This window comes from Mesorhizobium sp. M7A.F.Ca.CA.001.10.2.1, from assembly GCF_003998575.1.
Taxonomy (GTDB): domain Bacteria; phylum Pseudomonadota; class Alphaproteobacteria; order Rhizobiales; family Rhizobiaceae; genus Mesorhizobium.
Window position 1 is genome coordinate 1 of record NZ_RZQY01000278.1, and the last position, 7,369, is coordinate 7,369.

Here is a 7,369-nt window from a genome sequence, read left to right on the forward strand (position 1 = left end):
ATGCCGCCGCGCTCGGCCTCCGGGATCGGCGCCAGGAAGCGCTCCCATTTGTCCGGGAACATTTCCGAGACGCCGAATTGATAGTACCATTCGAGTTCGGCTCGCGTCAGCGTGTAGATGCCGCGTACCACCAACTCACTGACGCGTTCGGGGTGCGTTTCGGCATAGGCGAGCGCCAGCGTCGACCCCCAGGAGCCTCCGAACACCAGCCATTTGTCGAAGCCGGCCATTTCGCGCAGGCGTTCGATGTCGGCGACCAGGTGCCAGGTCGTATTGGTTTCGAGCGAGGCGTTGGGCGTCGATTTTCCGCAGCCGCGCTGGTCGAACAGGATGACATCGTAGAGCTTCGGGTCGAACAGCCGCCGGTGTTTTGGGGAAATGGTGCCGCCCGGCCCGCCATGCAGGAACACCGCCGGCTTGGCGCCCCTCGTGCCCGAACGCTCCCAGTAGACCTGATGGCCGTCGCCGACATCCAGCATGCCGGAATCGAACGCCTCGATCTCGGGATAAAGCGTACGCAATTGACTGCTCATAGCTGCAAACCTTTGGTCGGCCAGTCCGCTGTTTCATGGTCTGGGTGCTGGAAGGAGATGATGGATTCCTGCCTGTTGTAATAATCAGGATCCTGGTGGACGGGCTGATCGAAGATCGTCTCCACCCAGGGCAGCCGCGCGGCGTAGTTGACCTGGATCTGCGGGGCAAGATCGGAGCGGTCGTCGAAGGCACCGATAGCGATCTCAAGTCCACCGGGCTGCCGGTAGGTCAGCGGCGTCCCGCAGCGGGCGCAGAAACCACGATCGATGTTGACCGACGACTGGAAATAGCTCGGCTCTTCATGGGTCCATTCGACGCCGTCCCTGGGCACCGTGACCAGTGCACCGAAGAACGAGCCGAACTGCTTCTGGCACATGCGGCAATGGCAGATCGATGGACGGCCGAGCGCTCCATGAATGCGGAAACGCACGGCGCCACACTGGCAGCCGCCGGTTCTTACCTGATCGGTCATGATCTTTCCTTTGGCGGCCATTGTTCGGTGTCGTGGTCCGGATGCTGATAGGAGACGAGATCCGCCAGATAAGAGGCCGACGACACGTCGGCCATCGTCTCCTCGCCCGGCAATTGCGGGATCGTATCGACATAAGGCAGCTTTGCCTCGGTGCCCCATTGGATCAGCGGCACGATCTCCGCCGGATTGTCGAACGCGCCGATGGCGAGGCCAACGCCGTCCGGCGCGGTGAAGGTCAGCGGCGTGCCGCAATCGGCGCAAAAACCGCGATCGACATGGTTGGAGGAGCGGAAGTATTTCGGCTCGCCGCGCGTCCAGTCGAGCCGGGCGCCACGCACCGAAACCAGCGGCGCATAGAACGAGCCGAACGCCTTCTGGCACATGCGGCAATGGCAGACCGAAGCGTCGCCGAGCGCGCCTTCAACGCGAAAGCGCACCGCGCCGCACTGGCAGCCGCCGGTGTAGACCGGCCGGTTGTCGAGGCTCATCACCGCTCACTCCGGGACATGGCAGACGGCCTCGACATTGTTGCCGTCGGGATCGAAGACGAAGGCGCCATAGTAGCTCGGGTGATAATGCGGCCGCAGGCCTGGCCCGCCATTGTCCTTGCCACCGGCGGCAAGGGCTGCGGCATGGAAGGCATCGACCTCGGCGCGGCTGCGCGCCGTGAAGGCGACGTGCTGGTGATCCCTGGGCTTGTCCTTGCCGGTACTCAGCCAGAACACCGGCCGGTCACGGCCATAGCCGCCGACCTTGGCACCCCCGGTATATTCCAGCGGCACCATGTAAAGCAGCGCCGCACCAAGCGGGGCCATCGCCTTGTCATAGAAAGCCTTCGAAGCGTCGAAATCGGCAACGGTGATGCCGAGATGGTCGATCATCTTTTTACCTCCCAGGTGGTGATGCGCTCGCCAGTGACCGGATCCTTGCCGTCCTTCAACTGTACACCTTGAGCCAGCAGTTCGTCGCGGATGCGGTCGGCCTCGGCCCAGTTCTTGGCGGCGATGAATGCGAGACGCTTGGCGATTGCCTTGGCGACGTGGTCTTCATCAACCGTCGCCGACGCGACATCGAAGCCGAGGAACAGCAGCGACGCCTTCAGCGCAGCCGCCGCATCGTTGCCGTCCGCTGCCTCGCCAGCCAACTGCGTCAAGACCTGGAAGGCGGCATAGGTTGCGAGATCGTCCGACAAGGCATCGATGACCTGCACGGGCAGCAGTCCTGCGGCGGCCGGCGCAAGGTCGGCCGCCCGCTTCCATTTGCGCAGCGTGTTCTCGGCCTCTTCCAGCTTGCGCACGGAAAAGTCGATCGGTTCGCGATAGTGCGTCATCAGCATTGCCAGCCGCAGCACCTCGCCCGGCCATTTGCGGCCGCCGAACGTCTCGGTCTCGAGCAGTTCGTTGATCGAATAGAAATTGCCGACGCTTTTCGACATTTTCTGACCTTCGACCTGCAGGAAGCCGTTGTGCATCCAGATGTTGGCCATCACGTCCGTGCCATGGGCGCAGCGCGACTGGGCGATCTCGTTCTCATGGTGCGGGAAGATCAGGTCGAGGCCGCCGCCATGGATGTCGAACACCTCGCCGAGATAGGCGGCCGACATTGCCGAGCATTCGATGTGCCAGCCCGGCCGACCCCTGCCCCATGGCGAGTTCCAGCCAGGCTCCTCCGGCGACGACAACTTCCACAGGACAAAATCGCCGGGATTTTTCTTGTGCGCGTCGACGGCGATGCGAGCACCGGCCTGCTGCTCGTCGAGATTGCGCTTCGACAGCTGGCCGTAGTCCGGCATCGACGCCGTATCGAACAGGACTTCGCCCGCGGCAACATAGGCATGGCCGCGTTCGATCAGGCTTTGAATCAAGGTGATCATGTCGACCTTGCCGTCGGCGCGGGGCTCGACGAATTCGGTGGCGCGCGGCTCGACCGTCGGCTCCAGGCAGCCGAGAACCGCCACGTCCCTATGGAACTGGCCGGCGGTCTTTTCGGTGACCCGCCTGATCGCCTCGTTGAGCGAAAGTGTTCCGGAAGCGATCTCGCCGCCGAAGTCGCGCAGAGCGCGCGCGTTGATCTTGTCGTCGACGTCGGTGATGTTGCGCACATAGGTGACGTGCGCCTGCCCATAGACGTGACGCAGCAAGCGGAAAAGCACGTCAAAGACGATCACCGGCCTGGCATTGCCGATATGGGCAAAGTCGTAGACGGTCGGGCCGCAGACATACATGCGCACATTGTCTGGATCGATCGGGACGAAATCCTCTTTCGTCCGCGTCAGCGTGTTGTAGAGGCGCAGGCCCTGCGATGCGTCGGACATTCGTGCCTTCCCGGTTCAGAACTCAATTTGACGAAGCCAGCCCTGCGCGAAACGCAAATCAGGCTCCAGCCTGCTGGCCGGGGCGTTTGTCCAATCTGGGGAAAGATGAGGCGAAAACGTCCGGACCAGCGCGAGGCTAGCCAATAATGCAAATGCCACAAATGGCGAAAGACGTTTTCATGGGCGGCTTTATCGCCTTGGCATGTGTTGCCGTCAAGTCGCAAGTTTCGGCAAAAACGTCGCTGGATCACAGGTAATGATGCACTGAAACATTTTATTAAACATGTCGGCACAGTCATGAAACATTCGCCGGCTAGATCAGCAGGCGTCACGATTTGGTCAGAATCGGCCATCAAACGCAGACACGAAAATGTTACCTGGGAAGAGAGACATGCCCCGAACCAAGCAGGAAGCCAACCGAGCCAAGCAGCCGGCACTGGCCAACCACTACCGCGCGATCGGCCCGGCCGCGATCGTCGCCGCCCTCCTTCACACCGCGAAGAAGAAAAAGCCGGTACAGAAGATCGTGTCGCCCCGCGCCGCCTGAAGTGGTGTGCGGCCCGGCGCCAAGGGCGCCTGGCAAATGGCGCAGACATACGTCGCTGAAGAACAGGTTCAGCTAGAACAACGTCATCTGATTGTCGTCCGCGCCGGGCTTCTGGCGCTTGACCTTTTCGGGCTCCGGCCCGATCTCGCCCCGCTCCTGAATCTCCGGTCCGGTGTTGGCGACCTTGTTGACCAGGTCGGAGACGGGAATGGCCTCGAAGAAATCGAGTTGAGCCGGCCGCAACAGATCGGCGACATCACGCGGTTCGAGCGTGCGGCAATCCAGCCAACGGGCGAAATCCCTGGGGTCGATCACCACAGGCATGCGGTCGTGGATATGCGCGATATCGGCATTGGCGTTGATGGTCAGAATGGCGCCGGTATCCATTTCCGAACCGCCCGGCTCGGCATAGGTCTCGACCAGGCCGGCAAAGGCGACCAACCCGCCATGCCTGGGCCGGATCCAGTAAGGCTGGCCTTTCTTGCCGCCGGTTTGCCGCCATTCATAAAAGCCGGAAGCCGGCACCAAGGCGCGGCGATGGCGCATGGCGGCCTTGAACGACGCCTTTTCGGTAGCCCCTTCGGAGCGCGCGTTGAACAGCAGCGGAAACTCCCTGGTATCCTTGACCCAGGTCGGGATCAGCCCCCAGCGCACCAGCATTGGCTGCCGGTCGGGCAAATTGGAGCCCGGCGCCCGCGGGGGGCCGGCGACCGCCATCAGGATCGGCTGGGTTGGTGCGATGTTGTAGCGCGCCGGGAAATCCTCCAGTTCCGCCAAGCCCAGCAAGGCGGCAGTCTGGTCCGGCGTCGCGGTCAAGGCAAAACGTCCGCACATGGTCGATTGGCGCCCTTTGAAAGGTTCGGTTCCTGAAAGTGCCGGTGCAACCGGCATTGCGCAACCGCTAAAGCTTGCCCATGCTGGGCGGTCCACAACAGACCTGCCTACACGCCTGATCGGGAACCCATGAACGAAGCGCGCAAGACACTTCCGGCAGTCTCGGTCGCCGTCGTGCGTGCAGACACCCTGCTTCTGGTCAAGCGAGCCCGGCAACCCTCGCAAGGGCTCTATGCCTTTCCGGGCGGCAAGGTCGAACCCGGCGAGACGCTGGAGGCAGCGGCAGAGCGCGAACTTCTGGAAGAAACCGGTTTGCGCGCCACAAATTATCGCCCGCTACGGGAAATCCACATTGACGGCAGGGATGACAGCCACCCGGTCGATTACCTCCTCACGGTCTTCGGCGCGGCCTATGCCGGCGGCGAGGCGGTAGCCAGCGACGACGCAGAGACGGCGGCCTTCTATACACTCAGCGAGATGGCGGCATTGCCGCTCGCCGGCTCGGTGTTCGCCGTGGCCGAGGAGTTGTTGGACCCCCGCGGAGACGACGGGCCGAAGCCCTGAAAACAGCCTTGCAGGCGACAAATTGTTTCGCCACAAAGACTTATCCTGTTTGGCAGAGCCACGCCGTTGGGTAGAGAAGGCTTATGAACCGTCCGTCCATGCTCCTCGCCGCGTGTCTTGCGGTCGTCGCGACCGTTTCGATACGGCCCGCGCTCAGCGCCGAATCGCCGTTCGAGCCTGGGTTGATGCGGCTGGCGGAGGTTCTGGGCTCGCTGCATTTCCTGCGCAATCTGTGCGGCGAGAAAGGCGACCAGTGGCGTGTCGAAATGACAAAACTGCTCGATTCGGAAAATCCGGACGCCGAGCGGCGCGCCCGCTTCATTGCCAGCTTCAATCGCGGCTACCGCTCCTTCGGCGGCACCTATACGAGGTGTACGTCCTCGGCGACCGAAGCCATCAGCCGCTACATGAAGGAAGGCGAGACGCTGTCTCGCGATATCGCCTCTCGTTACGGCAACTAGGCACTCGCTCATCAACAACTATCCGGATCATTGCCGGGCACAAGCCGATATATCGGCTTGTGCCAGGCGATTTCTTGGTGCAATCCTCATGTTGCACTTCTGCAACAGTATTAACGAAACCTTACAGCGCGAAAGCGGAATTAACTCAAACTGAAGGTTTTCGCCCCGCAGGCCGCCCCAATCGGCTAAGTTTGACTCGGACTGAACGCAGCTTCGCACAAGGCAATTGGGCTTTGTAAAAGACGATCAAAAAAATGTCGTATTTACAAATACTTAATTGTCCCTGCGTGTGAAATGAACAGATCAGGCCTGATCTACATCGACGGATCGCAGCTTGAAAGGGTGGACATTCGCTTATGGAACATGGTGTCAACGACATCGACGCGCTGGTCAGGGAAGAAAAACGCCTGACCGCCGTGGAAAGCCACAGCGAGGCCTGGGCGGAAGGTCTCTCCGCCGGGATAGAGCCCGAGATCATTGCCGAAGCAGCGCTCGAAACAGCCTTCGGCGAGATGTTGCGTGCCAATGGCGAGACCTCGGCCCTTGCCCTGCTCGACCGTATGCGTGAAAAGGTGATTGCTGGCGCCTTCGAACCTGAACGGCTGCGGCACTGAACCGACGTCCGGTTCTTTGACGGCAACATGCCGCTCGGGCGTCATGCCCGGAAGCAGGGAGAAACGGGCAGTGAGTTTTTCGATGTCAGGCAAGCCGTGTGGCTTGGTCCTTCGCATCTCCTTCGCCGCTTGCTGTGCCGCGATTCCCCTGCTTGTGTGTCTCGCGAGCAGCCCCGTGTATGCACTGAGCGAAATCAAGCGCGAAGAGCTCCCCCCGACAGTCACGCCGCCGGCCGACGACGACATGTCGCCCCCCGGAAGCGCCGTGCCGATGCCCAACCCGGTTGGAACACCGCCGCCGGCCAGCCAGCCGACTGCTCCTGCCGAAGCCGAGCCGAACAGTCCGGCGGATGGCGGCGTGACCAGACCGCGCGTCGATCCGGAAACGCCGGTGCCCGAGGTCGTCTACGATCTCGGCAAGCTGCCGGAACCGGTGCGGCGCATGCACGATCTGATCGTCGAAGCCTGCAAGGGCGGCGATATCGAAAAGCTGCGGCCGTTGATCGGCACGGGCGAGAGCATGACACAGATATCGCTGACCGACATAGACGGTGACGCCATCGCCTTCCTCAAGGGCCTCTCCGGCGACCCAGACGGTCAGGAGATTCTGGCCATCCTGGAGGAGGTGCTTAATGCCGGCTACGTCCACCTCGATGCCGGCACGCCACAAGAACTCTATGTGTGGCCGTATTTCTTCGCCCTGCCGCTGGACAAGCTGGACGCCAAGCAGCGGGTCGAGCTGTTCAAGATCGTCACCGCTGGCGATTTCAACGACATGAAGCAGTTCGGCGCTTATATTTTCTACCGTGTCGGCATCACGCCTGCCGGACAGTGGTCGTTCTTCGTCGCCGGGGATTGAGCTTTCTGCCTCTGCCCTTGCAGAGATCCGGGAGCCTAGACGGGCAATGCCTCGGAAAACTCCACCGCTTTGCCCTGGCCTGGCGTGACGATTTCCCCCTCCCACATGACACGTCGGCCTCGAATGACGGTGCCGACCGGCCAACCCGTCACTTCCCTGCCATCATAAGG

11 protein-coding genes are annotated in these 7,369 nt (G+C 61.8%); 5 read left to right on the plus strand and 6 right to left on the minus strand.

Annotated features, from left to right (window positions below):
• From EN964_RS18485 to cysS, 5 genes are all read right to left on the minus strand, one after another.
• Window positions 1-533, minus strand: a 533-nt coding sequence (locus EN964_RS18485) for an alpha/beta fold hydrolase (protein WP_127276605.1), incomplete at its 3' end; no start/stop codon positions are given.
• Window positions 530-1,006: a GFA family protein gene (locus tag EN964_RS18490; protein ID WP_027038010.1), complete on the minus strand. Its 477-nt coding sequence runs from the start codon at window positions 1,004-1,006 to the stop codon at window positions 530-532. The genes EN964_RS18490 and EN964_RS18485, both read right to left, overlap by 4 nt.
• Window positions 1,003-1,494: a GFA family protein gene (locus EN964_RS18495; RefSeq protein WP_127268543.1), complete on the minus strand. Its 492-nt coding sequence runs from the start codon at window positions 1,492-1,494 to the stop codon at window positions 1,003-1,005. The genes EN964_RS18490 and EN964_RS18495 overlap by 4 nt, the downstream gene beginning before the upstream one ends.
• 6 nt (window positions 1,495-1,500) lie before the next feature.
• A complete protein-coding gene (locus tag EN964_RS18500; protein ID WP_127268542.1) occupies window positions 1,501-1,887 on the minus strand; it encodes a VOC family protein in 387 nt (128 codons plus the stop codon).
• Entirely contained in the window at window positions 1,884-3,320 is a 1,437-nt protein-coding gene (gene cysS, locus EN964_RS18505) for a cysteine--tRNA ligase (protein WP_127268541.1), read from the minus strand. Before cysS ends, EN964_RS18500 begins: the two co-directional genes overlap by 4 nt.
• Before the next feature lie 391 nt (window positions 3,321-3,711).
• Between cysS and EN964_RS18510 the strand changes: the two genes are divergently transcribed.
• On the plus strand, window positions 3,712-3,867 hold the full coding sequence (locus tag EN964_RS18510; protein ID WP_081738801.1) for a hypothetical protein: 156 nt from the start codon (window positions 3,712-3,714) through the stop codon (window positions 3,865-3,867).
• A 72-nt stretch (window positions 3,868-3,939) separates the two neighbouring features.
• Here EN964_RS18510 and EN964_RS18515 read toward each other — a convergent pair whose 3' ends face one another.
• Entirely contained in the window at window positions 3,940-4,701 is a 762-nt protein-coding gene (locus EN964_RS18515) for an SOS response-associated peptidase (RefSeq protein ID WP_127268540.1), read from the minus strand.
• 129 nt (window positions 4,702-4,830) lie between these two features.
• On the opposite strand from EN964_RS18515, the gene EN964_RS18520 reads away from it, so the two are divergent.
• The 4 genes from EN964_RS18520 to EN964_RS18535 all read left to right on the plus strand — a co-directional run bounded on the left by EN964_RS18520 (window position 4,831) and on the right by EN964_RS18535 (window position 7,199).
• Entirely contained in the window at window positions 4,831-5,265 is a 435-nt protein-coding gene (locus tag EN964_RS18520; RefSeq protein WP_127271672.1) for an NUDIX hydrolase, read from the plus strand.
• Window positions 5,266-5,348: 83 nt separating this feature from the next.
• The gene (locus EN964_RS18525) at window positions 5,349-5,726 is read left to right on the plus strand and encodes a TIGR02301 family protein (RefSeq protein ID WP_127270900.1); all 378 of its coding nucleotides are present in this window, start codon (window positions 5,349-5,351) and stop codon (window positions 5,724-5,726) included.
• 356 nt (window positions 5,727-6,082) lie between these two features.
• The gene (locus EN964_RS18530; protein ID WP_008874920.1) at window positions 6,083-6,340 is read left to right on the plus strand and encodes a hypothetical protein; all 258 of its coding nucleotides are present in this window, start codon (window positions 6,083-6,085) and stop codon (window positions 6,338-6,340) included.
• Window positions 6,341-6,410: 70 nt separating this feature from the next.
• Window positions 6,411-7,199, plus strand: a complete 789-nt coding sequence (locus EN964_RS18535) for a hypothetical protein (RefSeq protein ID WP_164748946.1) — start codon at window positions 6,411-6,413, stop codon at window positions 7,197-7,199.
• Window positions 7,200-7,369: the final 170 nt, after the last annotated feature.

What these genes read in the sequence shown, in the direction of transcription:
- EN964_RS18490 (WP_027038010.1), bottom strand. Translation starts at nt 1,006, where the DNA reads ATGACCGATCAGGTAAGAACCGGCGGCTGCCAGTGTGGCGCCGTGCGT.
- EN964_RS18495 (WP_127268543.1), bottom strand. Translation starts at nt 1,494, where the DNA reads ATGAGCCTCGACAACCGGCCGGTCTACACCGGCGGCTGCCAGTGCGGC.
- EN964_RS18500 (WP_127268542.1), bottom strand. Translation starts at nt 1,887, where the DNA reads ATGATCGACCATCTCGGCATCACCGTTGCCGATTTCGACGCTTCGAAG.
- cysS (WP_127268541.1), bottom strand. Translation starts at nt 3,320, where the DNA reads ATGTCCGACGCATCGCAGGGCCTGCGCCTCTACAACACGCTGACGCGG.
- EN964_RS18510 (WP_081738801.1), top strand. Translation starts at nt 3,712, where the DNA reads ATGCCCCGAACCAAGCAGGAAGCCAACCGAGCCAAGCAGCCGGCACTG.
- EN964_RS18515 (WP_127268540.1), bottom strand. Translation starts at nt 4,701, where the DNA reads ATGTGCGGACGTTTTGCCTTGACCGCGACGCCGGACCAGACTGCCGCC.
- EN964_RS18520 (WP_127271672.1), top strand. Translation starts at nt 4,831, where the DNA reads ATGAACGAAGCGCGCAAGACACTTCCGGCAGTCTCGGTCGCCGTCGTG.
- EN964_RS18525 (WP_127270900.1), top strand. Translation starts at nt 5,349, where the DNA reads ATGAACCGTCCGTCCATGCTCCTCGCCGCGTGTCTTGCGGTCGTCGCG.
- EN964_RS18530 (WP_008874920.1), top strand. Translation starts at nt 6,083, where the DNA reads ATGGAACATGGTGTCAACGACATCGACGCGCTGGTCAGGGAAGAAAAA.